Annotated in this window: 23 protein-coding genes; 7 read left to right on the forward strand and 16 right to left on the reverse strand. The window is 45.3% G+C overall.

From position 1 onward, the window contains the following. Nucleotides 1-115: 115 nt before the first annotated feature. The 5 genes from queD to PN462_RS22660 form a co-directional block, all read right to left on the reverse strand. Complete coding sequence (gene queD, locus PN462_RS22640; RefSeq protein ID WP_272131125.1) at nucleotides 116-499, reverse strand: 6-carboxytetrahydropterin synthase QueD; 384 nt, start codon at nucleotides 497-499, stop codon at nucleotides 116-118. Then, nucleotides 462-1193: a 7-cyano-7-deazaguanine synthase QueC gene (gene queC / locus PN462_RS22645; RefSeq protein WP_272131126.1), complete on the reverse strand. Its 732-nt coding sequence runs from the start codon at nucleotides 1191-1193 to the stop codon at nucleotides 462-464. Before queC ends, queD begins: the two co-directional genes overlap by 38 nt. Then, complete coding sequence (locus PN462_RS22650) at nucleotides 1194-1826, reverse strand: 7-carboxy-7-deazaguanine synthase QueE (RefSeq protein WP_272131127.1); 633 nt, start codon at nucleotides 1824-1826, stop codon at nucleotides 1194-1196. A gap of 65 nt (nucleotides 1827-1891) precedes the next feature. Then, the gene (locus tag PN462_RS22655) at nucleotides 1892-2653 is read right to left on the reverse strand and encodes a tetratricopeptide repeat protein (RefSeq protein ID WP_443029263.1); all 762 of its coding nucleotides are present in this window, start codon (nucleotides 2651-2653) and stop codon (nucleotides 1892-1894) included. Nucleotides 2654-2757: 104 nt separating this feature from the next. After that, nucleotides 2758-3084 carry an STAS domain-containing protein gene (locus tag PN462_RS22660; RefSeq protein ID WP_272131129.1) on the reverse strand — a complete coding sequence of 109 codons (327 nt, stop codon included), beginning with the start codon at nucleotides 3082-3084 and terminating at the stop codon, nucleotides 2758-2760. Between the two features lie 18 nt (nucleotides 3085-3102). Here PN462_RS22660 and PN462_RS22665 point away from each other — a divergent pair, with 18 nt between their 5' ends. Further along, entirely contained in the window at nucleotides 3103-4356 is a 1254-nt protein-coding gene (locus tag PN462_RS22665; RefSeq protein WP_272131130.1) for a family 10 glycosylhydrolase, read from the forward strand. 416 nt (nucleotides 4357-4772) lie between these two features. Here the strand turns inward: PN462_RS22665 and PN462_RS22670 are convergent, their stop codons facing one another. From PN462_RS22670 to PN462_RS22705, 8 genes are all read right to left on the reverse strand, one after another. Then, entirely contained in the window at nucleotides 4773-9266 is a 4494-nt protein-coding gene (locus PN462_RS22670; RefSeq protein ID WP_272131131.1) for a CHAT domain-containing protein, read from the reverse strand. Nucleotides 9267-9703: 437 nt separating this feature from the next. Then, the gene (locus PN462_RS22675; RefSeq protein WP_272131132.1) at nucleotides 9704-10552 is read right to left on the reverse strand and encodes a methyltransferase domain-containing protein; all 849 of its coding nucleotides are present in this window, start codon (nucleotides 10550-10552) and stop codon (nucleotides 9704-9706) included. 133 nt (nucleotides 10553-10685) lie between these two features. Next, a complete protein-coding gene (locus PN462_RS22680; protein ID WP_272131133.1) occupies nucleotides 10686-11201 on the reverse strand; it encodes a hypothetical protein in 516 nt (171 codons plus the stop codon). 555 nt (nucleotides 11202-11756) lie between these two features. Beyond that, on the reverse strand, nucleotides 11757-12299 hold the full coding sequence (locus tag PN462_RS22685) for a hypothetical protein (RefSeq protein ID WP_272131134.1): 543 nt from the start codon (nucleotides 12297-12299) through the stop codon (nucleotides 11757-11759). A gap of 3 nt (nucleotides 12300-12302) precedes the next feature. Next, nucleotides 12303-14162, reverse strand: a complete 1860-nt coding sequence (locus PN462_RS22690) for a DUF1963 domain-containing protein (RefSeq protein WP_272131136.1) — start codon at nucleotides 14160-14162, stop codon at nucleotides 12303-12305. Nucleotides 14163-14209: 47 nt separating this feature from the next. Next, complete coding sequence (locus PN462_RS22695; RefSeq protein ID WP_272131138.1) at nucleotides 14210-14641, reverse strand: DUF4332 domain-containing protein; 432 nt, start codon at nucleotides 14639-14641, stop codon at nucleotides 14210-14212. Nucleotides 14642-14717: 76 nt separating this feature from the next. Then, a complete protein-coding gene (locus tag PN462_RS22700; RefSeq protein WP_272131139.1) occupies nucleotides 14718-15314 on the reverse strand; it encodes a hypothetical protein in 597 nt (198 codons plus the stop codon). An 85-nt stretch (nucleotides 15315-15399) separates the two neighbouring features. Continuing rightward, entirely contained in the window at nucleotides 15400-15951 is a 552-nt protein-coding gene (locus PN462_RS22705) for an Npun_F5560 family protein (RefSeq protein WP_272131140.1), read from the reverse strand. Nucleotides 15952-16448: 497 nt separating this feature from the next. On the opposite strand from PN462_RS22705, the gene PN462_RS22710 reads away from it, so the two are divergent. Further along, nucleotides 16449-16739 carry a lipopolysaccharide assembly protein LapA domain-containing protein gene (locus PN462_RS22710; protein WP_272131141.1) on the forward strand — a complete coding sequence of 97 codons (291 nt, stop codon included), beginning with the start codon at nucleotides 16449-16451 and terminating at the stop codon, nucleotides 16737-16739. Between the two features lie 210 nt (nucleotides 16740-16949). Here the strand turns inward: PN462_RS22710 and rnc are convergent, their stop codons facing one another. Continuing rightward, complete coding sequence (gene rnc / locus PN462_RS22715; protein WP_272131142.1) at nucleotides 16950-18146, reverse strand: ribonuclease III; 1197 nt, start codon at nucleotides 18144-18146, stop codon at nucleotides 16950-16952. A 116-nt stretch (nucleotides 18147-18262) separates the two neighbouring features. Next, nucleotides 18263-18664 (reverse strand): DUF6896 domain-containing protein, encoded by a 402-nt coding sequence (locus tag PN462_RS22720; protein WP_272131143.1) that lies wholly within the window; start codon nucleotides 18662-18664, stop codon nucleotides 18263-18265. 74 nt (nucleotides 18665-18738) lie between these two features. On the opposite strand from PN462_RS22720, the gene PN462_RS22725 reads away from it, so the two are divergent. The 4 genes from PN462_RS22725 (at nucleotide 18739) to PN462_RS22740 (ending at nucleotide 22950) form a co-directional block, all read left to right on the forward strand. Beyond that, entirely contained in the window at nucleotides 18739-18864 is a 126-nt protein-coding gene (locus tag PN462_RS22725; protein ID WP_272131144.1) for a hypothetical protein, read from the forward strand. A 175-nt stretch (nucleotides 18865-19039) separates the two neighbouring features. Then, nucleotides 19040-20473, forward strand: a complete 1434-nt coding sequence (locus tag PN462_RS22730; RefSeq protein ID WP_272131145.1) for a 3'-5' exonuclease — start codon at nucleotides 19040-19042, stop codon at nucleotides 20471-20473. Nucleotides 20474-20475: 2 nt separating this feature from the next. Next, a complete protein-coding gene (locus tag PN462_RS22735) occupies nucleotides 20476-21177 on the forward strand; it encodes a DarT ssDNA thymidine ADP-ribosyltransferase family protein (RefSeq protein ID WP_272131146.1) in 702 nt (233 codons plus the stop codon). A gap of 3 nt (nucleotides 21178-21180) precedes the next feature. After that, a complete protein-coding gene (locus PN462_RS22740) occupies nucleotides 21181-22950 on the forward strand; it encodes an ADP-ribosylglycohydrolase family protein (protein ID WP_272131147.1) in 1770 nt (589 codons plus the stop codon). A gap of 145 nt (nucleotides 22951-23095) precedes the next feature. On the opposite strand, the gene PN462_RS22745 is transcribed toward PN462_RS22740, so the two are convergent. Next, the gene (locus tag PN462_RS22745; RefSeq protein ID WP_272131148.1) at nucleotides 23096-23368 is read right to left on the reverse strand and encodes a hypothetical protein; all 273 of its coding nucleotides are present in this window, start codon (nucleotides 23366-23368) and stop codon (nucleotides 23096-23098) included. A 176-nt stretch (nucleotides 23369-23544) separates the two neighbouring features. Here PN462_RS22745 and alaS point away from each other — a divergent pair, with 176 nt between their 5' ends. Then, nucleotides 23545-26220 carry an alanine--tRNA ligase gene (alaS, locus tag PN462_RS22750; RefSeq protein WP_272131150.1) on the forward strand — a complete coding sequence of 892 codons (2676 nt, stop codon included), beginning with the start codon at nucleotides 23545-23547 and terminating at the stop codon, nucleotides 26218-26220. Nucleotides 26221-26367 lie beyond the last annotated feature (147 nt).

Genomic DNA, 26367 nt, shown 5'->3' on the forward strand with positions numbered 1-26367 from the left:
ATTTATAATCTTTTTTTACAACTTTGAGGAGAAACCCGGTTTCTGGCCTACTTACTTAGATTATCAACACACAACAAACCACAAAGAACCAACAATAAATAACCAGCAACAAAAATTAATTAATTATTTTCCGATAGGTTGCCCCAGAGGTACAGGTTTCTTGAACCTCTACCGCTTGGAGGCCGGGGAGACCAGCTTTTTCTAGTTTCTCAAAAATCCATTTGGCTAAGGCTTCGCTGGTGGGGTTGGCTAACCCGGTGCTTTCGTTAAGGTAATAATGGTCTAAAAATTGCTCAAGGAGGGGTTTGAGGTAACGTTTCACTTCCCCAAAATCGACCAACATTCCTTGTTTTGCCCCAGTTTCGGTTAACTGGTGGCCTTGTACATACACCCGTCCCACCCAACTATGGCCGTGGAGTCGTTGACATTTGCCATCGTGGTGGGGGAGACGGTGGGCCGCCTCAAAGCGAAACTCCTTGTAAATGACCCATTCTTCCATGTTCTGCTGATAATTTTTGTCCTGTTGGGGTGGCTAGTTCGGGTTTTCCGGCTTCAATTAAGGCAATATCTCGTAAACGACAGGCATCACACAACCCACAGGGTTGTTCTCCTCCTTGATAACAAGACCAGGTTAACTCAATGGGAACACCTAAGCGTAGGGCCCGTTGCACGATCTCTGTTTTGGTTTCTCGGACTAGGGGGGCTTTGAGTTTTGGGGCTTTCCCTTCTAGGCCGACTTTAGAGGAGACATTGGCGAGGGTTTGATAGGCGGCTAAATATTCGGGGCGACAATCAGGGTATCCTGAATAGTCGATCGCATTAATACCGAGATAGATAGCGGTGGCCTGTTTAGCTTCTGCGAGAGAGAGCGCGATCGCAATAAACACTGTATTCCGGCCCGGCACATAAGTCGAGGGAATTTCCCCCTTTTGTACCCCGTCTTGCGGCACATCCAACCCTTCCTCCGTCAACGCCGACCCCCCCCACTGGGCCAAATTCACATCCACGGTATGATGCTCTGTAATCCCCAACTGTTGGGCAATAGCTTCAGCCGCCTGTAACTCCCGGTCGTGGCGTTGTCCATAGCGAAACGAAAGGGCAACCACCTCATAGCCATCTCTCATCGCTTGGGCCGCGACAGTCGCCGAGTCTAACCCACCAGAGAGTAGCACCACTGCTTTTCCCTTAGCCATTTAACGAACTCCCATTAACTTATGCGTCTGCAAACTAACTCGCCAGTCTGGATGACGGAGGACATATTCAAACACCAACTGCTGACTGTGGGGCGTATTCCATTCCGGTTGTAGGTATTTGATCGCCGTCAATGGCACTTGGTCAGCCTCCGTCTTGGCCCATTCTAGATCGTCCGCTTCCGCCACGACCACCTTTAACTCATCGACGCGCTCGTAAATACTTTTATGGGGAGACTTATATCGCTTCGGTGAAAATGTCACCCAATCCCAATTTCCCGTCACCGGATGGGCCCCGGAGGTTTCTAAATGTACCCTTAACCCGGCTTGTTTTAACTCCGCAGTGAGGGGGAACAAATTGTGCATCAAAGGTTCTCCCCCGGTAATCACCACCATAGCGGGATTCGCTTCTTGGGCGATTTGGGTTAACTCAGTAATGGACTGCTGGGGGTGGCCTTGAGTGGGCCAAGATTCCTTGGTATCACACCAAGGACAATGGACATCACACCCCGCCAAGCGGATAAAAAAGGCACTCACTCCCATCCACGCGCCTTCCCCTTGCAAAGAGTGAAAGGTTTCTACGATGGGATAGGTTTGGGTTGAACGGGTGGGAGACACCACAAGGGAATCAGTCACGGTTTTTTCTCAGAATGGCCAATCTAGCCTTAATTTTAACGCTCAGAGGAGGGGACAGAGATGTTTCAATTCTCCAAAGTTAAAAACCGTTCTAACGCTTCAACCATACGCGGTGGCCAACGGCGGATATGTTCCAGCCAATCTAAGTTTTGATAGCGGGAGTCAATGCCAATAGCAGACACCCAGTTACTTTCGGCTTCTCCCTGCATTCCCTGTTCCCATAATACGGCGGTTAAGGCAGCCCGGGCATCGGGGAACATGGGGTATTTGCGGACAATATTACGGAGGTTACGGAGGGCGGTTTGGGTTTGCCCGGTTTGGTATTGGATGAGGGCAGCGTTGGCCCGGGCAAAGGCAAAGTCGGGGGCGAGTTCAACGGCTTTTTGATAGTCTCTCAGGGCCGCTTCCCAGTTTCCTTGGCCGGCTTTGGCATTGCCTCGGTTATTGTAGGCGAGGGGGTCTTCTGGGGTGAGGTCTAGGACTTTTTCGTAGTCTGCGATGGCTTTATCCCATTCTCCCAGTCCTTCGTAGGCAATACCCCGGTTGAGGTAAGGATCAGGGGCATTGGGGGCCAGTTCGATGGCTTGGTTAAAATCTGCGATCGCCGCCTCTAATTTATTCTGACTCACTCGCGTATTCCCCCGATTACTCCACACCGCCGGATTGGTAGGAAACGCCTCGATCAATTCCCCCCAAATCGCCTCCGCTTTCTCGAAATCCCCCTGTTCAACCGCTTCTATAGCTTCTCCCGCCCGTTTTTCCCCCGCTTGTAACTGTTCCACCGTAAACGCTGCGGGGGCCGGAGGTTTCGCCCAAGCGGGAGACATCCCCCCCAAGAATATCCCCACACACAACACCAACACCAACCCAAATTTCATCAAATACTCTCCTAATAGCCGTTGCATACTTAACATTCTCTCTACTTTGCCTTTTAACACAACATCAGACGAATTTTGCTCGAAAACGCTTCATCAAGTCGCTCTAGAATCGTAAATTGGCGATCCAATTCAGTAATTTCTAGCATATAGCGAACCGTAGGTTTCACATTCAGTAAATACAACAAACAGCTATGCTTTTTAGCCGCCCGACGAATCCCCATCAGTGCAGTTAAGCCAAAATGATTCACCGAATTAACTTGCACTAAATCAATCACCCAAGCAGAGGGTTCTGAAGGGGGCAGCAAATTCAACACTTTTTGTTGCAACAGAGAAGCCCCGCGAATATCCAAATCTCGCTGAGGACGTAATACAATATTCATAAATACAATTTTATTCTGATGTCGCCTCAATCCCAACCAACCCCCCAAAAAACAAAAACTCAAGGATGTGGATGCGGGAGTATTCCCTTCTCTCTCATTTTATTATTATTGGGACTAGGGTATGGGGGCTATTGGTGGTTAACGGAAAAACAACAAGTTAAACTGAGTCGTTTGCTACCGGAGAAGCTACAACAGGCCATGCCCGCTTTAATGTCTGTTCTCGATTATTCTACAGTAGAACCTTCACCTGTTGCCAATTCTCCTAATGTAACTACTCCTCCCCCTCCTTCTCCCAGTCCATCCCCCACCCCCTCCGTTTCCCCCCAACTCCCCACTCCTTCCCCCACTCCTTCCCCAACTCCCCAAGCAACTCCCCAAACCCCTTGGCATAAAAAAGAAATTCGGGGCATTTATTTAAGTCGCTATCAAGTCACCAATAATGCCGATGAAGCCACCATTCGGGAAAGAGTTCGTTATTACAAATCTAAAGGATTTAATACTATTATTCACGGAGTTTGGGGCAATGGCTGTACCATGTATCAAAGTCAAGTCATGCAGCAAAAATTGGGCTTTTCCAGTTGTCCTAACCAGTTTCAAAACCAATGGTTAACTTGGCTCATTGATGAAGCCCATAAACAGGACATGGAAGTTCACGCCTATTTTGAGAAAGGCATTAAAATTGATAAAAATAGCCCTATTTTTGATTTAGCGGTTTCTCGTAAATGGCTAGTCCCTGGCATTGATAAAACCTATAGTGACATTAATCATTACGTTCTCGATGTAGAAATTCCAGAAATTGCAGAATTTTTTAAAAATATCCTCGTTGAATTTGTCCAAAAATACCCTGAAATTGATGCCGTTCAATGGGATGATTATTTAGGCTATCACGCCGAATTACCGGGAAATGTTGACCGAACCAAGCACTTAACCAACTTTGTGCAAACCTTAATTACAGAAATGAAAAAAGCCAATAATACCGTCAGTTTTGATCTCTGTCATCATAACCCCTATTGGGCTAAACGCTATTTTGCAGCAGATTGGAAAAACTGGAATGTAGATCGGGTTTTCATTCAATCTTATCATGAAAATGACCGTAATTTCCGAGCGGAATTAAAATACGCCGAAAATTATCAAGGAATCGCCATTAGTGAAAGACAATTCAATCGTTTAGATGAATTAATTAACAACCAAAACCTAAAAAGTATTTTAGTGTTCCCCATCTCCGGAAAACCTAAAAAAGCCGCTTCAAAAGTGAATCAACTCATACAATAATCTAATTCTATAAGTTCGTAGTAAGCTCTAAAGAGCTTACATAACTTATAATAAACAGATATCAACTAAGCTAAAACACTTTTAAACTGGTTTTCTTCAAGCGAGCAAAAAATACTCTAATCCCTTTCCCTATTCCCTCCTATCACATACCAATTTAAATGTACAACAGCTTATCAACATTCCGAAGTTTATCTTAACTCCTTCACTTAACTCGCATTTTCCGCCAAGGCCATCTCAGAAGTCGATCAACCCGTTTTAACGGGTTTCAGCTATTAGCCTTGGGTTTTAACCCAAGGCATATACTATTACCCATTGAAATTGGGATACCGTAGCGACCAAGATGGTCGCACTACAGGATTTCTGGACTTCTTAATGTTTGAGTTTAGATGATGAACAGCTTACTGATCACTGATCATCTACCAAGGAGTGCCCACCAAAGTAAACGCACTCCAAAAATAGGGATGCGTAAACGCTAAATCCCCTAACTCCGCCAACTCCGGCGTTAACGGGAAACGGCCTTGGGGAGTAACTAACATCTCATCCTCAAACACAACCTCCCCCCGCATCATTGCTAACTGAGACTCTCGTAAGGCTTGAGCTTTAATAGGAGACTCATCGAGAAACTCATAAAACGTCGTCATTAACCCCATAGTCCCCGCATCATTAGAATACCAAAGACTGCCTAACGCTGATTTGACCCCTGCCATCACCGCTAACCCGGCAAACCCTAACTCCGCTTCCGCACTACCGATCGCAGTTCGACAGGCACTTAACACTAATAACTCCACCTTCGGATTATGTAAACTTAACTCCCGTAATTCATCTAGACTTAACGTGCGATCGCCCAATTGAATATAAGAATCCTGGGGACTCCCAGAGCGAAATGTCCCATGAGTCGCCAAATGGACAATCCCATAAGGCTTATCCTGACGGGCCTCAATTAACCGTTGTTGCGTAAACCCCTCATTCAAATAAGACTCACCCGGCCACAACTCATTCGTTAAAACATCCAACTCCATCGACACCGCCGGAAGGGGAGGCAAATCACTATTTTCCGTCTTCTCAAACTCATCCATCCCCATGGCCAACACATTCATCTCTCGAACATCAGCATAACTCAAATCCGCCAGAGCTAAACTCGGCATCAGCGAAACACTATAACGTTCAATTAAAAACTGCTCCCCATCATATAACGCCGCCAGAGGAATTAACCGCAGTCCCTCATCCAACAAATAAGTCAGATGAGTAATCTCATACTCCTCTAAAGTCTCCTCAATGGGCGCAACCAACCAATCATAAAGTTTTTGGCCAGGGCCCAAATAATCCTCTCGATGGGCATTCGTCACCGTGCGGCGAAACTGTCGGGCCACCTTCACCGCCATTTCTTGACTCACCGGGACTTGATGGAGTTTCGGTTTCCCCTCCGCCGTAATCAACAGTAAATATAACTGATGCACCGCATTAGGAGGAGGGTTGGCGGCATCATCCACCTCAAACAACGGCACAAACAGCGCGTAAATCATCGCTGGTTTTTGCCCCGTGGCCTCAGTCACCTCTCGGAGACGCTCTTGCAAGTTAACAAGCGTTAAATTCACTCGCTCATCGTCTTCCTCAGACGCACCAAAGAAATTACGAAACCCTCCCGACTCCGAAAGAGCTTTATTGGCCGCGCTAGACGTGAAATAGTCCGCAAACTGACCGTTTAATTTCGCTTCAAAGGCTTGTAATGCAGCTTCTCCGGACTGTTGGCTAGTGATTAAGTCCCAAGGGGTATTGAAGACAAAATTGGCTGCAAAGTGAAAATCAATGGGGTTAAAATTGGGCAAGTCCGGGGTAAATGGACTCCCAGGAGGAGGAGAAGAAACAGGAGTTTTTCCAGGAGAGGGAGAAGGGGAAGGACTCGGAGGAAGAGGAGGAATAGGTGCAGCCACACTAATAATGCCGAGATTACCCGTTTGATAGGTGTAAAGGAAATCTTGCAACGGGTTAAGCGTCACTTCTCCCGTAGTCACTGCCGCCATTGTGCCGTTTACAGAGGCATCTCCCACCCGAAATGGCGTAATACCTGCCCCACCATGGCGGAGGGTTAAATTCCCCCCCTGAGTCCCCCCTGCACTGGATAAACTGGCCAGGACTCCCTTTTGATCAGTGAATGTTCCCACCCCTTGGAAAAATTGCTCTGTGGTGACGGCTATTGTGCCACCTTGTTGTCCCCCTTGACTGTTGAGAGTTTGTACTTGGATATTCCCAGGGGCAGTGAGACTAATATTGCCCCCTGTAGTAGCATTCTCAGTGTTAATATTTCCTGTAGTAATCGTTCCGCTTTGACTGGTTAAACTCACCCCACGCCCCGAATTAAGAATATCTTGGGTAATAATATTTTGTTGAGCATTAAGGGTAATCGTTGCGTCATCCGCCCCCGTAAGCGTATAACCTGCCGTGTTGATGGACGCTCCCCGCAACCTTACAGGGTCCACAAACGTCATATCTTCAGCAAACGTAAGGGGACTACTATTTTGTCCCAATATTCTCTCACCAAAGCCATTTTGCACCCTAGCTAAATCATTAGCATCTAAGTTAAGGGTATTATCCGCCACCGTCCCCCCCAAGGTCATAGTTTGAGTCGGAGAGAGAGGCTTAACGGTCAGCGTACCACTGCCCGTGAGTTGGCTTGTTCCCGTGAGGTCAATTTCATCGGCTGTGAGGCTGAGAGCCTGTTCCCCTTGTAGGATGCTATCCTCTACTGTAATGCCCAAATTACTAGGGCTACTGCCTTCTAGGGCAACATTACCATGGGTGGCATTAATTTGGGCCCCATTGTTGAGACGAATGCCTTGGTTGTTGGCTGTTCCCGTCCCCCCCGTCCCCGTAAGACGCACCGTTCCAGTTTGGGTGGTGAGAGATGTTCCGGCACTGCGTAGCCACACCCCGTAGTTAAACCCGGCATTATCCCCCCCTTGACCATTGAGAATAATATCCCCTTGTTCCGTGCTGATAGTCGTCCCATCGCGTAAATGCACTCCACTATCATTGTTTGTACTTCCCCCTTGACCCTCAATAAAAACTTGTCCTGTTCCCGTGGTGGTCAGTTGGGAGTTGACAATATTAACCCCGTGGGCATTAACAAAGGCATTTCCCCCTTGGCCGCGTAGGGAAATATTACCGCTTCCCGCATTTAAGGTCGTGTCATTTAAGTTAATACCATTGGCATTGGTAACAAGCCCACCTGGGTTGGTTGCAGGGTTGGCGGTGGGGTCGTTTCCTCCCCCCATAATAATATCACCGCCGTTGGTGGAGATCACTGAACCCGCAGTGAAGCCAATAGTGCCGCCAGTATTATCGGTATTGGCATTAAAAATAACACTCAGACCATCCCCACCCGCCACAGAATCGAAAATTTGTCCATTGAACGTAATATCATTTTTGGCTTCTAAGGTGAGGCTTCTCCCCGTCCCAATGCCGTCATAGTCGAGGTGAGCGTCTGCATCCCAAGTGATACTATCATTGGCTTGTAGGGTGACAGAACTACTGGCTAATAAGGTTTCTAGGGTATCAACCCCAATAGTTTGATCTCCGGGGTTTTCGGTATAGTCCCAAAGGCCATCTCCCACTGTACCGGGGTCGGTGGCATTGTTTTCAATGGTAATGTTGTTGGGGTCGAGTAACAGTTGTCCGGCCTCTCCCAAGGGGGCAGAGGTGTCCACATGGCCGCGAAATATAAGGGTTTCCTTGCCACTCACTTCTACAAACCCCCCGTCGGAGTTGGTTTGGGTGGCACTGCCTCTGGCGGTTATGTCTCCGTAAAAGCGGGTGGTGTCATCAGCCCAAACCAGGACTCGGCCTGCATCTCCCCCGTCTAGGGCATCGGCGGTTATGCTGGAGTTGGGACTAATATAGGTTTGGGTGGCGTTGGGGATATTACCTTGGCCTTGGTAGTCCCCTCCTATGCGAACTACTCCCCCTCCGTTGAGTCCAGAGGCGTTAATATTTGCCCCCACCAGTCCCACTTGTTCCCCTAACAGGTTAATTTCTCCTCCGGTTGTCCCTTGGCTGTCTAATGTCCCGGAAACGAGGGTTGTTCCCGCGTCTTCGGGGAGGGGAATATCTGGGGGGTTGATGTCGCTTCCGGTGAGGAGGGTGGGTAAGTCGAGGGGGGTGACGGGGATAACTTCTCCGTTGAGGTTTCTGGGGGGTTCTATTTCGAGGCTGAGGAGGTGGCCGTCTTGGGAGAGACGGACGCGGGAGGTGTTGGGGACGGCGGTGAGGGTAATATTGCCCCCAGGTGCGCTTATTTTGCCTGTATTGAGGACTGTTCCCCCTAGGAGGGTGATATTTTGGTCTGGGGTAACGCTTAATTCTCCGGCGTTGATGATGGGGGATGGTTGGTTGAGATCAAAGGCAAATTGGCTCGGTGTGCCGATTAAGGTTTGATAGTCATTGTCCCCCCAGGCGTTGAACCAATGACCGTTGGCAAAGCCTATTCCGGTGGCGGTGGTGGCGAGAAAGTCTCCGGGGACGTTGAGACGGGCATTGTTGCCAAAGACAATGCCTGCGGGGTTCATGAGGTATAAGTTGCTCTGGCCTCCGATGACTTGAATTAAGCCGTTAATTGAGGATGGGTCGCCCCCAATGACGCGGGCTAAAATGTTATTAATTTCTGGTGAAGAAAGAAAATTGGCGACTTGTTCGGGGGAGAGGCCGAACTGTTGGAAACTATGAAAAAGGTTGGCCCCATCTTGGGAGAGTGTTCCCCCTTGAATTTCTAGGGTTTGTCCTTGTACATTGATAGTTGTACCTGTCCCGTCTGGGGCTGGGGTAACGGTTTGGGGGTGGGCGACTAATGGGACAGTATTAGCTCCGAGCCAACCCAGAAACGCGAGACTTAATGAGTGACTAGCGGAGAGTTTCATGGTTTATGATACCAAGGCTATTGAGTTGTTGGTCTGTGCGCACCCCTATTTTTATTTTAATGCTATATTAGAAGGATACCTGAAAATAAAGTCCTACATTTTGCGTAATTTAAGGTCTTTTTTTGAGGGGAATTCATTCAGTGAATGTGTTTAGGTGGTTCTCGAAAAGTTGAGTCACAATTGGTTATTTTTGGACTGGTTATTTTTGGACTGGTTATTTTTGGACTGGTTATTTTTGCACAGAACCAACAGGGTAAATTCGTAGATTCCGGTATTTTTTTCTTTACGTCACAAGAAATCCGTAGAATTACGGAGTTTTTTGGGGTGTAAAGTTACGTGATTCTACGGTTGCGTTTTGTTCATTGGTTCACGTGCAGGCCTTACAAGGGGGTAAGGTTTGCCCTCTTATATGGGTTTCCAAAAAAGGGTTAGTTGCTTCAATGGGGTTTGGTTGCGGTGAGGACTCCAAACTGGACTAACCCTTTCTGATATCCTTGACTCATTAACCCTAGGGATAATGCTCCTTGGATGGTATCCCATCCGCTTTGGAAGAGTTGGACCCAGGCTTGGGGGTTAAGGGCCGATTCTATGACGATATCCCAAAAGGGGGCGACTGCGCTAGACCAGTCATCAACGCGCAGGTTTTGGAAGCCGCAGTTTTGCGCGATCGCGCGATATCCAGAAAGTGAGATAACATAGGGGAGATGATACACGCGATAAATCTCCTCTAAATGACGTTTTTCGGCCTCACTCAAGGGTAACATCTCTGTAGGCCGATGACACCAAGTAGCCAAAATAAAGCGGCCTCCTGGTTGTAACACCCGATAACAGTTTTGCAGAAACTTGCCTTTATCGGGCATATGCTCCCCACTCTCCAGGGACCAGACTAAATCAAAACTTGCATCAGGGAAGGGCATCTCCAGAGCATTGGCCACCTGAAACGTTACCTGCTCGCTTAAATTCGCTGCTTTTGCCCGTTCCTTCGCTCTCTCACATTGTACCGGACTGAGGGTAATTCCTGTGGCCTCCGCCTGAAATTGTTTCGCCAAATAGAGGGTACTTCCCCCAATACCACAACCCACATCTACAATATTTTGGGCCGATGTCACCCCAGACCAAGCCAATAATTCCTGCATCAGCAAAATTTGCGCTTGTCTGCGTTCAATTTTATATCTCCCCGACTTCCCGTAATAGCCGTGGTGCATATGTTCTCCCCAAATTTGCTCCCATAACCCACTAGACGCATCATAGAATTGTTTAATTTCTTCGTAAATGGGGAGTGTCATAGGGGTTGGGGATAAATGGATAGCGGACTACTTTTTCGGTTTAACCCCACTCAAGACGGGAGAGAGGGACATTCTACTTGACTACAATACACTACACCGATGAGCCGTCATCATTCTACCTTGTCAGCCCGTCTTATTGCTCATGCTCATCGGCTAAATCATTTTGACAGGTTTCTAAAATTTGGTTATCCATTTCGCTGAGTTCGTCGAGACGGTGTAATCCCTCTAAGCTGAAGTTATTGGCGTTAACAGTTTCAGTAGAGGCAATTAACGCTGCGTTTTCAATAGCAATGGCGTGGGTATATTGTTCTTGAGTATAACTATCTGTCACGGTTAAAGCAAGTTGTCCCTCTTGGGGAGTCCCTACAAAGCAGTCAAAGGAGGAACGAGGCTGATAAAATGCGCCAATGACGTTATTATCTTCTACAGTGAAGACGAGGTAAAATGCGCCAATTTGGCCAGCTTCGGGGGACTCTCCGTAGAGATAGGTCCCATCGGGAAGGTTGGTGCTGAGGGTTTTGGGTTGCTGTTCTACGCGGGCCACGTCGTCGGATGCTAAACTGGGACTGGCACTAACACTCATCCCCAAGGCAACGATGGTGGCTGCTAATGTAGAAAGAACCGGACGAATTTTAATTGCTCTGAACATAACCTGTATAACTCCTCTCCTGATGTTTCTATCTTCTCTCGTTTCCCAGTTGCCTACCGTGATGCTTACCCCGACAAGGTGTGAAGTTGTACAGAGGTCTCCGTGATTGCAACCAAAGTTCGGGGTGATGAAAATAAAATATCTTTGTGATCTTCATCATAGCGAGTAGTTTTACGGAGGAGGCGGTTTTGAAGTAATATGTAATACTTTTTCTACGTTGGGAGGGAAAGGATGGTTCAGGACTCGCTACATATCTTTGCTGTTTTGTCAAGTCTCCTGTTTGGGGGAGGTTATAAAGTTTGTGTTTGGCTTTGCCTGTGGAATAGTCTTTGTCTGGGTATGGGGGACGGAGTGATGGGGGGTTGAGGAAGGGTTGAGGGGTGGGGGTACTAATACCCGCAGGAATTATATTAATTTTAGAATGGAATTCTATTCTACAGGAATGCCTCAAAGAACGCAAGCTCGTTGCTCGATTTGGTTATTTGTTGGGGTTACGTTTTGTAACTTTTGCAATTTCAATAGAATATATCAATTTTTGGGGATTTTTAAATAAGTTTATATTATTCTATCTCCAGGGGCGACTAGAAAATAGGCTAATGTATAGGCTAGGGTACTGGCAACCCCAGCACTGGCAACTCCAACCCCTATGGCCAACATGGGTATAATGACAAGGTTGTTGTTATACCTGGGTTCTGGGTGGGTTGTTGTAGAATTGGGCCAGGTGGTCATGGTCGCCGGAATTAAGCCACTTAACCCGATCGTAACCCCCATGGCAACCATTTGAAACAGGAAGGGTATTCTATGACCGTAACAGGAGAGAATGGCCATTAAACTTGCACCTGCGATCGCGCCTGTATAAGCATAAAAGGGCAAAATCACAGGCAGAAAAACAAAACCGACAGCCTGAGATTCCATCCACTCTCGTTGCAGGGTGTAGAGCCAAGAAACCCCTGAGATGAGAATGAAAATTGCCCCAAAAGCTGCCCCTAGCACCACCCCCACCAGCGAAAAAAGGGATTGACTGTACAAATAGGCAATAGCCCCCGAAACAAGCAACGGGGCAACTAAAAGTAGGAGAAGCAGGTAACTAAACATCATTACTCAATAGCGGAGAAAATAGGCTTCAATATTATTAAAATAGGCGTTTTCTAAGTCTTGGTCTTCAATAAAAAAATAAAAGTTGTCAGAACAATTAAATTCAGGTTGAAGTTCCAGCAACAACCGTCCCCTTGCCCCTTCTAGGATTTCTGCTACAATAGAATGAGTTTCTGGATAGCCCCCCAATTTATTGATACGCCCCCTCTCACAAGCACAGTGCGTCTCATAGTCATAAATCCAGTCATCAAAGTCATCCCAAAGGTTTCGCAAGTCTTGGGGCATCTCTAAGGACGCATCCAACTCTTGACGAGCATACCAGAACACATCTTGCTGTGGGGAAAAAGTTAAAGTGTAAACGTCGTCATACCATTCTAAAGCCCTCGCTGTTTCTGCTAGAAAGCTAAAGTCGGTAATTAAGTCATTTTGCTCTTGAGAAATTTCGGGAAAGTAGAGGACGCGGTGTTGTTCGGGACTGAGTTTGCCCATAGGAACATTTAAGCCGATATAAAATTCTAGGAGTCCTTGACGGGGTAAGTTGAGTCCCTCGATAATGGGCAACTCTCCACAGTTAATCTGCATCAAAAACATCATCATCTGGCCAGTTTTAGAGTCGGCAGGATAACTCCTCCCTTTAGGTAAATAGGGATGACCGCCAATTTTACTTTGCCACAGGTGGAGGGGGTCATCACACCAATCAATGGTGCGGTTAATTTGGGTGGGTTGCCCTACTCGGGTCATGGAAAATTTAATATAAGGGATTAAGTGGGCTTCTAGATGCGCTCTCAACGGCTCAAAGCGGGGCGGTAACTCCTGTAGGAAGTCTGGTATCTCTAAGGGGTTGGGCGGTGTCCTAGGGGCTTCTAGGGGTGGCTCAGTTGATGTTTGTGGTGAGGCTACTGTCTGTTTAGAATAACTTGTCTGTTGATCAGCCCCCCGTTTTTCTAATACTCTCAACAATTGTAGATGGATGGCTGCGGTGTCATAATTGAGTATCCCTTTGTTAATGGGCTGGGTGGGGCGATATTGGGGGGTGTACGGGAAGGGTTGATTATTCAGATACAAGATAAAATCCCCTTGAGCCGTTATCACCAGTACCAGTTGAAAGAGTTGCTGGGAGGTGAGGGTTTTGGGGAGAGGGACGGGTTTCTCGCTAGGTTTCTGGCCGAATGCCCCACTCGACTGTACCATTTGCCCTTCACTGGGGCGAAAACGCAAGCGATAGGCGGTATCGTCTTGGGCTGATAAGGTGAGGGTAAAACTGCTTTGGGAGAGGTTTTTGAATGTGCCGACCATTTCTAAACAAAGCGGCGATCGCGGCAAAGAAAAAGTTGTGCTACGATACTTTAACTCGCGCAGGTGAAACCCAAGGGGATAGGTGGTTTGGCGGAGATGTGCTTTGGCCACGCGGGGAGGGGCAATAGGTGAAACATTCAGCAAGGAAGGGGAAGGGGGAGGAAGTGCGGGTTGAGAAGGGGGTGGAGTCACCGTCGGATGGTCGGTTTCTGTCTTTTCTGTTGTTGTCTCTGTTGTTGTCTCTGTTGTTGTCTCTGTTGCTGTCTCTGTTGTTGTCTCTGTTGTTGTCTCTGTTGCTGTCTCTGTTGCTGTCTCTGTTGTTGTTATTGTGGGCCGGGTGTACCCTTTTTGCAGCTTTTCGTTGATTTTTTGAGTCGCTTGGGCCTGTGCTTCCTCAACGGTTGCATAAGTTTTGCGAGATGAGCGGCCAGTTGTCCCAATGCGGCCATAGCGAAGGGTGACTCCGGTCCCTTGCACTGTCACCTCATAGAATTTATGGGATTTCTCGTGGGAAAATTCTAAGTAAATAGTTTCTGAAGGGGTGTAATTTTCCTGCTCATCGGTACTCATACAACACCATTTAGTCACTATATGACCAAGCTAACTTATGGATAGGATTAAGACTGCTGAACCAGCGATCGCGCTTCCTTAACCCATTGTTGCACAGTTTGCAGCGAGGGGGCTAAATCCCGCCGTCGGGTAGTGGCCACCTGAAAGCGAATAATTTGCTGATGGAGACGGGGAAAGGAGGTTTGGGCCAGTTGGGAGGGGGAAATAATTCCCGCATGGAGAAGCAGGCCACAATACTCACATCCGACACTCTCAAGCTGGGCTAAATTGGCCATAACGACCCATTTCTTTAACTGAGGGGTAGGAATTTGTAATTGATTAGCAAGGGTTTCGATCGCTTTGGGGGTGGTACAGTGTTGTAGCAGTGTGTGGGTGTGGGTGAGGTTTGACGCTGCACATTTATCGGTTATTTCTTGGGGTATCCCTGGGAGTTGGGAGAGGGGGAAGCTATTTTTGGGGATGTTTTGGGTGTTTGTCATGTTGGGAGGTTTGAAGGCTACAGCCTTCACTATGAATGTGATTTTTGGCAGGTTAAAGCCTTCACTACCAACTGTACTACGAATGGGGATTAATGATTAAATCTAGGATGGGTTGTTGGGTTAAACAGAGCCAATGACAGGTTAGCAGATCGGGGGACTGAATGCCGAGGGAGGCAATGCTGCTGGGGTGGGGGAAGGGAAATACGCGATCGAAAATAATTTCGTCTCCCGCTAGGTTAAATTGTAGGCTATATACTGCCGGGGAAGCGTTGAGATGGTTGAGTAACTCGTAACCTAGATGATAGAGGGGTTGTCGTTGTTGGTCCGGGAGATGGAAGGGTTGTTGATAGGTGTCCCCAGTTTGTTGGATGACTTCCCCATAGAGGGGCCCTTTAGCGGTTAAGACCATGGGCAACCAATATTGTCCCTTTCCGGTATTATAGTTGAGGTGCGTCTGTACCCAGTCTCGCAGGGATTCTACGTTTCGACAGGCCATAAAGAGGGGGGTTATGTGGGGGAGGTTGAAGGTGAGGGGGGAGTAAACGGCATCGGGGTTAACGGAGGTGGTGGGAGTCACCACTTGGACTTGGGTTTGGGGGGTTAGGGTTTTTTGAAAGGCCGTGACGAGGGGGTTATTGTTTGGGGTGTCGGTGATGAGGAGGAGTTTTTGCATTTTTGAACCACAGAGACACAGAGGACACAGAGAGAGGGAGGTTTGAGATAACCTCCCTGGAGTTGTTTGAGGGGTGAGTTTGGGGTTACATTGACCCGAAACTGGGGATGGGCCCAGAGAGGCCACGGGAGAATTCGGGGAGGTCCACTTTGTTGGTGGTGCGACGGGTTTTGACGGCCAGACGGTAACTGACGCTTTGCAATTCCACGTGGAGTTGTCGGTTTTCCCGTTGCAGTTGTTCGATTTTTTCTTGGACGGGGACCATGCGTTCCTCGAATTTGCGACGATAGATTTGGGGGAGTTCTTGTAAGGCTTGTTCTAACATACGATTGCGATCGCTGTATTCTTGGACCGACTGACGCAGTTGATAGATTTCTTGGTCCCGTCCAGCAATTTGCTGTTGATAGAAGGTGACTTGTTCCTCGACTTCCTGTAATTGTTCCCGCATCATCCGCATCTCTGCTTTGTGACGTTCGGAGACTTCGGGTTGGGGAGTTAACTGGTTGTTTCCTTTGACTAAGCGGAAAAGTTCTTGCGACAACTGTTGCACCAGTTGGTCCCGCATTTGCAAGTCGTCTTTGAGTCGAGCAATTTCGCTGTGTAAGCTGTTGACGTTAGTGTTTTCGGTGATATTCACGGTTACAACTCCGGCTTTTTCTTATATTTAGGCAAATAACGGGGGATTTTACAGCTAATGGTATAAGCTCTGCTCCTTAATTTAACATTTTGCTAGGGTTTGTCTAGCTGATGCTTATGGGTTCAAGGGCAATGGGGGTTCATAGCAGTGTTCAAAAACTTGCTTAAACTTCATCATTATGATAGATTGATACCAATAGTCAACGGTCTTTTCACCGTCGCCGAAAGAAGATACCCCCTCCAGCAATAAGCTATCTGGCGTTTGATAGACGTGCCACAGGCGAGGGATAAGCTCTGTAGCCAGTGAGAAGTTAGAAGCCTCACCATAATTGGAAAGCTATTTTTTTGCTTTTCGATACATACGAGCATAGCTCAGGCTTGTAAGCCTACTGATGGAAAGGTCTCCGAAGATCCAAGGTAGGAAGTGAACATCAAATGGTTAAGTTTGAGTAAGTTTTACAGAGCGGACAATGGGAGGGTGGTCTTTGCTTGGGAATTATGAATGCGATCGTCAATTTAGTCACATCTGGGATCATTGCTGCATGGTTGGTGGTTGTCGCAACCCTCTCCATTCAGAATATCCAACTGGTGTCCCTCCGCTTTTTCGTCTTTGAGTCAGTGGAACTCCCTTTGGGGGTGTTGTTGTCCTTTTCGGTGGGGGTGGGGTTACTCTTAGGGGGAGTCCTCCCCCTTCTCTTACGGAGGAGAGGGAGTCAACCGGACAAACCCCGTCGGCCTCGTTACCGAGAGGAGGATGATCTCCTAGAAAACTGGGAGGAGTCACCTTAATAATCCTTGGGTTAAACCTGTTAAAAACGGGTTCAAAGACCAACGAGGAACTTAAATAGCCGTTACATTGTCAGGGGTTAACTTACTAGATCAACAATATCTGAATGCTGACAGTGAAGTATCCTCTATTATCCCCCATTTTAAGGGAGATAAGAGGGGGATAATTAGAAATATTTAGGGGACTCATCTAGTCACCCTAAATACTGACAATTAAATTAATTGTAACCGCTTACAAGCATCATAGGCTGCTTGTTTTTGAGCTTCTTTTTTGCTTGTTCCACTTCCTCGACCATAATTTTTATTTTTAACTTTTACTTGAAACTTAAATTCTTTAGCATGATCTTGCCCTGACTCCTGTAAAATGATATACTCAGGTTTAGCTTGGTATTTTTTAGCTGCCCAAGTTTGTAATATATTTTTGTAATCTTTCCCTCCGTTACCTTGTGAAATAGAATTGGATGAAGTTGATAAATTCTCTGCTGTTTGCTGCACTGACTCAAAAAACGGCTCTAAAAAGTCCTTCACCGCTTCAACTCCTGAATCTAGATAATATGCACCAATCAGGGCTTCAAATACATTGCTAAGTAAAGATTCGTCATTGTTATCTTGTTTTTCTCCTTTACCTCGTTTGACCCATTGAATTAAATTGAGTTGATGAGCGAATTTAGCTAACTGGGAATTTCGCACCATTAAAGAACGATATTCTGTTAATTCCTGCTCTGAATAGTCCAAGGATTGATTATAGAGATAATCTCCGGCTAAAAAATTTAAGACCGAATCCCCTAAAAACTCCAATTGTTCATTATCTCCTTGTGCCGCTTTTGGATTTTCGTAGAGATAGGACGTGCGAGTAAGAGCTAAATCTAAAAGCTCTACATTGTTAAAGGGAGCTTTTTGTAATAGTTCTTGTAATGCTTGTCTGAGTTGCTTTTCTTTGGGGGTTTGAGAGCGTTGAGACGGTTTAGACTGTTCTTTTAAGAGAGACTTGAGCGCAACTTGCTTATATTTTTCAGCTTTCTGCGCTTCTGTTGCATCAATTGCTTGTAATAAACGAGTTATGCTATCTAAAGCACGATAGGTATCTTCATTAGAAAAGCTCTTTTGATGCGCCCATTTATTACGGACATCAATCAATTCATCGACTAATCCTCGCTCTGCACGTGAAAAGTCTGCTTTTTTCTTAATTGAATCCCATTCACAGTTAACAACAGTCAATAATACAGATACATCTTCTTGTAGCGTTTTTTGGATGTCTTGTTTCGGTAATTGTTTGTGAGATACGCAGTCTTGCGCTTGTGAAAGCCAATTATTTCGGTAAACTGCTTTCATTTGTTGTTCCACATAGGGATATAACCCTTGAGAGAGAAGTCGTAAGGCTTGTCCAACTTGGTCTTCGTTACTGCTCATGGCAGGATCGTCTAAACTCGATGTTACGTTGGGATTAACTACACCTATGGTATAAGTTATTCCAGACGTTAACCCTTGATTTTGCCAAACCCCGTTAAGAGAGGGGGAGACGGTGTTTATTCTGGACTGAGAGTAGAGAGATAACACGCTAATACCTCCTCATCCTCAAGAATATCTATCCAGTCTCCATTTATTTTAATTTTTTGCAGTCCCAGAGACTCAAGATATTGTGAAAACCGCCAACTGTCGATCTTTTGGGGATGGGTGAAGACTTCATCATGAGCATCAATGATACGTCCTGATGTTTTACCTGTGAAGCAAATCCCTGTACCATGTCGCTGAAATGTCCAGACTTCCCCACACGCTATAATTTCGCCGTTTTTGGGACAATCTAAAAGCGGCCATTGAGGATTCACGTCTGAAACCTGTTCTCCAAACCTCTCCAGTAATTGTACTTGCAAGTTGACAAACTCCTTACAGAGTAGCTTGATCTCTTGCTCATCTTGAAGCAGTTCCATTGAAGACTATCAACTATTATCTATCCTTGATTATACTCTGCTGCTTCTGCGGCCTCTTGTAGTAAGACATTGTATTGTTAGCACTTGTCGCAACCCTCTCCATTCAGAATATCCAACTGGTGTCCCTCCGCTTTTTCGCATTTGAGTCCGTAGAACTCCCCTTTGGGGTGTTTTTGTCCTTTTCAGTCGGGGTGGGGTGACTCTTAGAGGGAGTCCTCCCCCTTCTCTTACGGAGGAGAGGGAGTCAACCGGACAAACCCCATCGGCCTCGTTATCGAGAGGAGGATGATCCTCTAGAAAACTGGGAGGAGTAGGGGTGATACGGTAAGGGTTAAGGGTACAATAGAGCTAATATTCTGATGTCTATGAGTAACTATGCCTCTCCCTACACCTCAAGGTCGTCAAAAAGAAGTTTTATATCTACCATCCCAAGGACACTTTGTTGTACTGGGAACTGCGGGAAGTGGTAAAACAACATTAGCGATTCTCAGAGCAGCCTATTTATCTAATCCTAGAACTGAGCATAGAGGTAAAACGTTATTAGTGACTTTCAATCGTACTTTAGTAACTTATTTACAATCTCTACAAAAGAGAGAAAAAAAATTAAATAATGTAGTTATCGAAAATTATCATAGATTTGCGAGAGGCTATCTTGCTTCTCGAAGAAAAATATCTCGAAATTCTATCCTTGATAATACACAAAAACTTAAATTAATTGAACAAGCACTTCAAAAAATAAAAAATCACTTTGCAGACCATCCATTGGTTGATAAACCCGTTAGTTTTTTTGAAGATGAATTTCGCTGGATGTCACAGCAGGGAATTTTGACATTAGAAAACTATCAAAGGATTGAGAGCGATCAATTTTTAGGGACTCGTATATTACCACAATATAGAGATTTCTTGTTTCTTGCTTATCAACAATATCAGGAACTTTTATCTGATAGTAATTATCAATATGATTGGGACAATATTGCAACAACTGTCTGTCAAGAATTAGAAGAAGATACCAGTACAAGACGTTACAAACATATTATTATTGATGAAGGACAGGACTTTTCCCCAGAGATGATTCGTTCTTTATCACTCGCAATTCCTGCTGATGGTTCTTTAACCTTCTTTGGAGATATAGCACAACAGATTTATGGACATCGTATTTCTTGGCGAAGTGCAGGACTCAATGTTTCCGATTCAGAGATTTGGGAATTTGAAGAAAATTATAGAAACTCTAAACAAATTGCTCAATTAAGTTTAGCAATAGCTCAAATGTCTTATTTTAGAGGTGTTCCTGACTTAGTTGAACCTCAGTCCCCAAGTGCCGATGGCCCATTACCTACAATTGTTAAATGTAATTCTCGTATAGATGAAATTTCGCTAGTAGTTCAGCAAGCTATTCAAATTATTAAACAGTCTGAAACTGTGGCAATTTTATGTCGCGATCGCAAAGATGAAAAACAGATAAAACAAGCTATTACAAGTCGAAGATATTTACCAGAAAGTGTGCAATTGCATAAAAAAATGCAAAGATTGGAACTGAATTCCCCAAAAATTTATTATGGCACATATCATTCTGCCAAGGGGTTAGAATTTGATTTAGTGATTTTACCGTTTTGTAATAAACAGCGATTGCCAGACCCTCAAATTGTAGAAACTTTTGGAGAAACCGAAGCAATGAGTAGAGATGGACGTTTACTTTATGTCGGAGTGACTCGTGCAAAAAGTCGTTTATTAATTACTTATCATCAAGAATTGACTGAGTTATTACCATTAAATCCTAATCTTTATCGTATTTTGCAACATTCTCAATAGGTATGAATATTATTCACAATGAAGTCAAAAAACGGGGAATTACTCGTTTATGCCATTTCACACCATCCCGTAATTTAGTTCATATTCTGACAGGTGAAACTGGCATTTTAGCCACTCAGAAACTCCAAGAAGATGAACGGAATGTTTTTACTCAAACCGATTTAGAACGACTCGATCAACATGAAGGATATATTTGTTGTTCAATCGAGTATCCTAATGCTTGGTATTTTGATTGCGCACGAGCCAAGGATACCATCTTTCGAGACTGGGTTGTTCTTTTCATCAATTCAAGTTATCTTTGGGAACAAGGGACTCGTTTTTGTCCACGCAATGCGGCCTCTAGATATGGGAGGAATATAATTGCAGGAGAGCAAGGTTTTTTGTCTCTGTTTGCCAATTCCGTTCTTGGAAAATCTGGAAAAACCAGAACTCGTAATTTTCGGCATTTAGCGTGTTGTCCCACCGATGATCAAGCAGAGGTACTGATCCCTGACCAAATTGCTAGTCGTGATATTGTAGCGATCGCAGTTCCTACAGAAACCCAAGCTAAAAACGAAGCAGCACGACTTGAGCTATTAGGAGTTAACCCAGATCAGTTAAATTTCGTAATAGCACCCACTCTATTTAAAAAACGTGAATTAAGTCAATTCATCAGAAAAGGCCAGCGACCCCAAGAAACACCTTGGAAAGCAAACGAGGTATAAAAGATGAAACAGTGTCAGTATCATAATCAATTATCACCACTCACTAAAGCGAAAGGAGCATTAGTGGGTGCAGCAGTTGGGGATGCACTGGGATGGCCGCAAGAATTCCCTAAAAAACGACTGGATCCACCCCCAAAGAATCAAGAAATCCAAAAAGCTGTATTCCAAGAATGGAAACGTCGTTCAGGCAACCGCTATTTTCCCTATGAAGAGTTAATTCGTGCAGGAGAATATAGCGATGATACACAACTCCTTTTATGCACTGCCAGAAGTCTCCTGTATGGAGAAAAATGGTATGGTCATTTTACCCAACGAGAGCTACCACTTTGGACAAAATATGAGCGAGGTGGTGGTGGTGCAACTAAGCGAGCAGTTAAATCTTGGTTAGAAGGGACACCCCCTTGGTTGTCTGACAAGAAAGATCGCTACTTTGAAGCGGGTGGCAATGGAGTAGCAATGCGAATTTTACCTCATTGTATATGGGGTATGAATGAAGATAATTTTCAGTCGATTGCCCAAAATATTATTTTAAATGGTATTGCAACCCATGGTCATCCTAGAGCTTTGTTAGGTGGTTTAGTTTATGGATATGCTGTTTGGTTAGCCTTAAAGAAGCAAGATACTTTACCATACGGTGAACTTATCCAAAGAGTAATATTAGAAAGTGAAGTTTGGTCTAAGTTTCCAGACCATCATCCAATCATGCCAAAAATAGCAAACTTCAATTCTGCTGAGTATAAAAATCAATGGGAAAAGACTATCGAAGAAATTCAACAGTTGTTACAAATAGCACAAGAGGGTTTAAGTCAAGGTGCGCTTTCTATTGAGAAAGCTATATTAGAAAAAATAGGATGTTTTGGAAAAGAAAAAGGATCAGGCACAATCACTTCTATTGCCTCAATTTTTCTGGCTTCTAGTTATGCTGTTGAACCGATCAATGGTTTAAAATTAGCTGCCTTTTCTCAAGGGAGTGATACTGATACTCTGGCTTCTATGACTGGAGGAATTTTAGGTGCAATTAAAGGAATCGAATGGTTAGGAGAGTTATCTAATCAGATACAGGACGCTCAATATCTCAGTTACATTCCTGAACTATTGCTCAAACATATACAAGTCCCTGAGCATTGTATGGATTATCCACTAATTACGAAAAAAGATATTGATAATTTCTTGGAAACTTTGCAAAGTTCACAAGAAAGAAATTCAGTTATTTTACCCGATCAACGTCAAGCAATAATTATTAGAATAATTCAACATCAACCGTTATCTCAAAGTACGGTAGCAACGTCTTGGATGCTAGATACTAAAGATCATCAACTTTTATATATTACTAAACTATTCAGAAAACGTATCTCTGATTTTAAGCCAGTAGAATCCCAAAATAAACTACATTTATCTAATAAAAAAGATAAAAATCAAGATATAAAATTTGAATCAGTCAATGCTATTCGATTAGCAGTTAGAATTCCTGTTATTGATCTTCAAAAATCTAAAACATTTTACGAACAAGTATTTGGCTTGAAAGTGGATAAAGAAACTGATACGCTAGTAACATTTAGTGGGATTGTCTTAGTGCAATTAAATTTGAATAATCAGCAATTTTCATCCCATGAAATTTATATTGAAGTACAGGATTTAGAAGCGGCATATAGAAATATAGAAAAGTATGATCCTGATCAAAAAATAGAAACCAAGCAAAGATACGGGAGAAGATACTTTAATTGTTTTGATCCCGATAAAAATAAAGTTGAAGTAATTGAAATTGATTTTTGATCATTTCTACCGTTGCTCACAATTTATAGGATTTGGTGATTTTGTCTGAGAAGTTGGCTGACTGCTCTCTCAGCTATTGCTTGCAACGATGAGTTAGCATCACTACTCCTGAGTAAAATATTAGTATCTAGTAAATATTTTTCCATTACTCGTAGATGTTTTCTCGTCGTAAGGCTTCATCAGATAAATTGGGACTATTTTTATTATTATGACTTCGTACCCACTGCTGCCAATGTTTCACTCGTTCTTCTGGACTTGCTGTAGCCCAAAAGGGTTGTTCGGGAGGTAGAGGAGATAAAATTAGACGGTTTTCGTTTTCTAGTTCTACCCGAAAACGAGTATGAGGGGATAGGAGTTGGACAAACTCCTTTGGGAGTTGCAATGTTCCGGTTTCACTTATTTCAACGATGGGAGTCATGGCGGTTCTTTGGATAGGGGTCTAGATTGATTGTACCGAAGGAGGGGAAGACAGACTTTGGGAGGTTACTGGGTGTCCTGTCACCTCCTTTGGTTGGTCTGATACCACAACCCCTAAGCCTTCGTGTCACAATGAAACAAAGCAAGCTCTAGTAATATCGTTAACGTTACGCTCCTATGGCTAAACCCGCTAAACCTAAAAAAAGCAAAACCCCTACCCTACAATCTCTCTCTGGGAATGAGATTCGTCAGAAGTTCTTGGAGTTCTATGAACAGAAGCAGCATAAAATCTTACCCAGTGCTTCCCTTGTTCCCGAAGACCCCACGGTTCTTCTGACTATTGCAGGGATGTTACCCTTTAAGCCGATATTTTTGGGACAACGGAAAGCCCCTTGCGATCGCGCAACAACGTCCCAGAAATGTATTCGCACCAATGATATCGAAAATGTGGGACGCACGGCACGCCACCACACCTTTTTCGAGATGTTGGGGAATTTCAGTTTTGGGGACTATTTTAAAGAGGAGGCCATTGCCTGGTCTTGGGAACTCTCGACGGAAGTATTCGGACTCCCCGCAGACCGTCTTTATCCGAGTGTCTATAAAGAAGATGATGAAGCGTTTGCCATTTGGCGAGATCAAATTGGAGTCCCCGAACATCGCATCCAACGCATGGGAGAGGAAGACAACTTCTGGAAATCTGGCCCCACAGGACCCTGTGGCCCCTGTTCGGAAATTTACTATGATTTCCACCCAGAACGGGGCGATAAGGACATTGACCTAGAAGACGATACCCGGTTTATTGAATACTATAACCTCGTCTTCATGCAGTATAACCGGGATGCAGACGGGAATCTCACCCCCCTAGAAAAGCAAAATATTGATACGGGGATGGGGTTGGAACGGATGGCGCAAATTTTACAAGACGTTCCCAATAATTACGAGACTGATCTCATTCTTCCCATTATTGACACGGCGGCGGAAATTGCGGGAATTGAATATAAAAAAGCGGATGAGAGTCAGAAAGTCTCGTTAAAAGTGATTGGGGATCATGTTCGCGCTGTGGTTCACATGATTGCCGATGGTATTATTGCCTCGAATAGCGATCGCGGTTATGTCTTACGTCGTCTCATTCGCCGTGTGGTGCGTCATGGCCGCTTATTAGGCATTGCAGGGGAGTTTACCCCAAAAGTAGCCGAAACCGCCATACAACTCTCAGAGGACGCTTATCCCAACACCAGAGAACGAGAAGCGGTGATCAAAGCAGAGTTACAACGGGAGGAGTCCCAATTCCTGAAAACCTTGGAACGCGGGGAGAAATTACTGGCCGAAGTCATCGAAGCGGTACAAAAGGCCAAAAAAACCGTAATTCCGGGGAGAGATGCGTTCAAACTCTATGATACCTATGGTTTCCCCTTAGAGTTAACCCAAGAAATTGCCGCAGAATACGGGTTAACGGTGGATATTGCTGGGTTTAATGCAGCGATGGAGGAACAAATTGCTACGTCGCAAGCGGCCCACGAAACTATCGATCTGACGGTACAGGAAAGTTTAGATAAACTCGCGGAAAAAATCCATCCGACGGAGTTTTTAGGCTATACTGACCCCCACTCTACGGCTAAAGTAGAGGCAGTTTTAGTGAACGGTCAAGGGGTTGAGCAAGCGGAAGCAGGAACAGAAGTGCAAATTGTCCTTAACCAAACCCCCTTCTATGCGGAGTCTGGGGGACAAATTGGCGATAAGGGATTTTTGAGTGGGGATACCTCGGTGGTCCGGGTGGAGGATGTCCAGAAAGAATCGGGGATTTTCATCCATTATGGTCGCGTGGAACGGGGGACGTTGCAAGTGGGCGATACGCTGAATGCAACCATTGACCGCGCTTGTCGTCGTCGGGCCCAAGCTAATCATAGCGCGACGCACTTGTTACAGGCGGCGTTGAAGAAGATTGTTGATGAGTCTATTTCTCAAGCGGGTTCGTTGGTTGCGTTTGATCATTTGCGCTTTGATTTTAATTTACCCCGTCCGGTGACTGGGGAGGAACTGGAACAAGTCGAGGCGCAAATTAATACTTGGATTGCGGAAGCACACGATGCCACGACGGATATTATGCCGTTGGAGGAGGCGAAGGCCAAGGGTGCGATCGCAATGTTCGGCGAAAAGTATGCGGATGAGGTGCGGGTGATTGATTTTCCGGGGGTTTCTATGGAACTCTGCGGGGGAACTCATGTGAAGAATACGGCCGAAATTGGCGCGTTTAAGATTATTTCTGAAGCGGGTATATCGTCGGGAGTCCGTCGTATTGAGGCGGTGGCTGGCCCGGCTGTGTTGGATTATTTGAATGTTCGGGATAAAGTAGTGAAGGAATTGAGCGATCGCTTCAAAGTCCAACCCGAAGCAGTCACCGAACGGGTCAACAAATTACAAGCGGAATTAAAGGCCACTCAGAAGGAACTGAACACGGTTAAAAATGAGTTAGCCTTAGCAAAATCCGACCAACTTTTAGCCGAAGCAGAACCCGTTGGCGAGTATAAAGTGTTAGTGTCTAATATGGGAGAATTAGACAGCAAAGCCTTACAAACTGCCGCCGAACGGTTACAACAAAAGTTAGGCGAAAGTGCGGTTGTTTTAGCCTCTATTCCCGCAGAAGGGAAGGTCAGTTTAGTAGCGGCCTTTAGTCCAAAAGTGAACCAAGAAAAGCAACTCCAAGCCGGAAAATTCATCGGCGGAATTGCCAAAATTTGCGGTGGAGGGGGCGGTGGCCGTCCCAATTTAGCCCAAGCGGGAGGCCGCGATGCCAGCAAGCTATCAGAGGCTTTAGACACAGCTAAAACCCAGTTAAAAGAGGCGTTAGCCTAGAATTGTAGGGTGGGCAATGCCCACCCAGCCCTGTCAAGGTGAGAAATTGTAGAACGAGACACCGTTGTTTCAGACACTTGTGAGAGACATTTTCTCCCCCTCTCCCAAGGTTGGGAGAGGGGGTTGGGGGGTGAGGGCGACTCCAAA

The organism is Spirulina sp. CS-785/01, from assembly GCF_028330525.1.
In the GTDB taxonomy this organism is placed as follows: Bacteria; Cyanobacteriota; Cyanobacteriia; order Cyanobacteriales; family Spirulinaceae; genus JAQMSD01.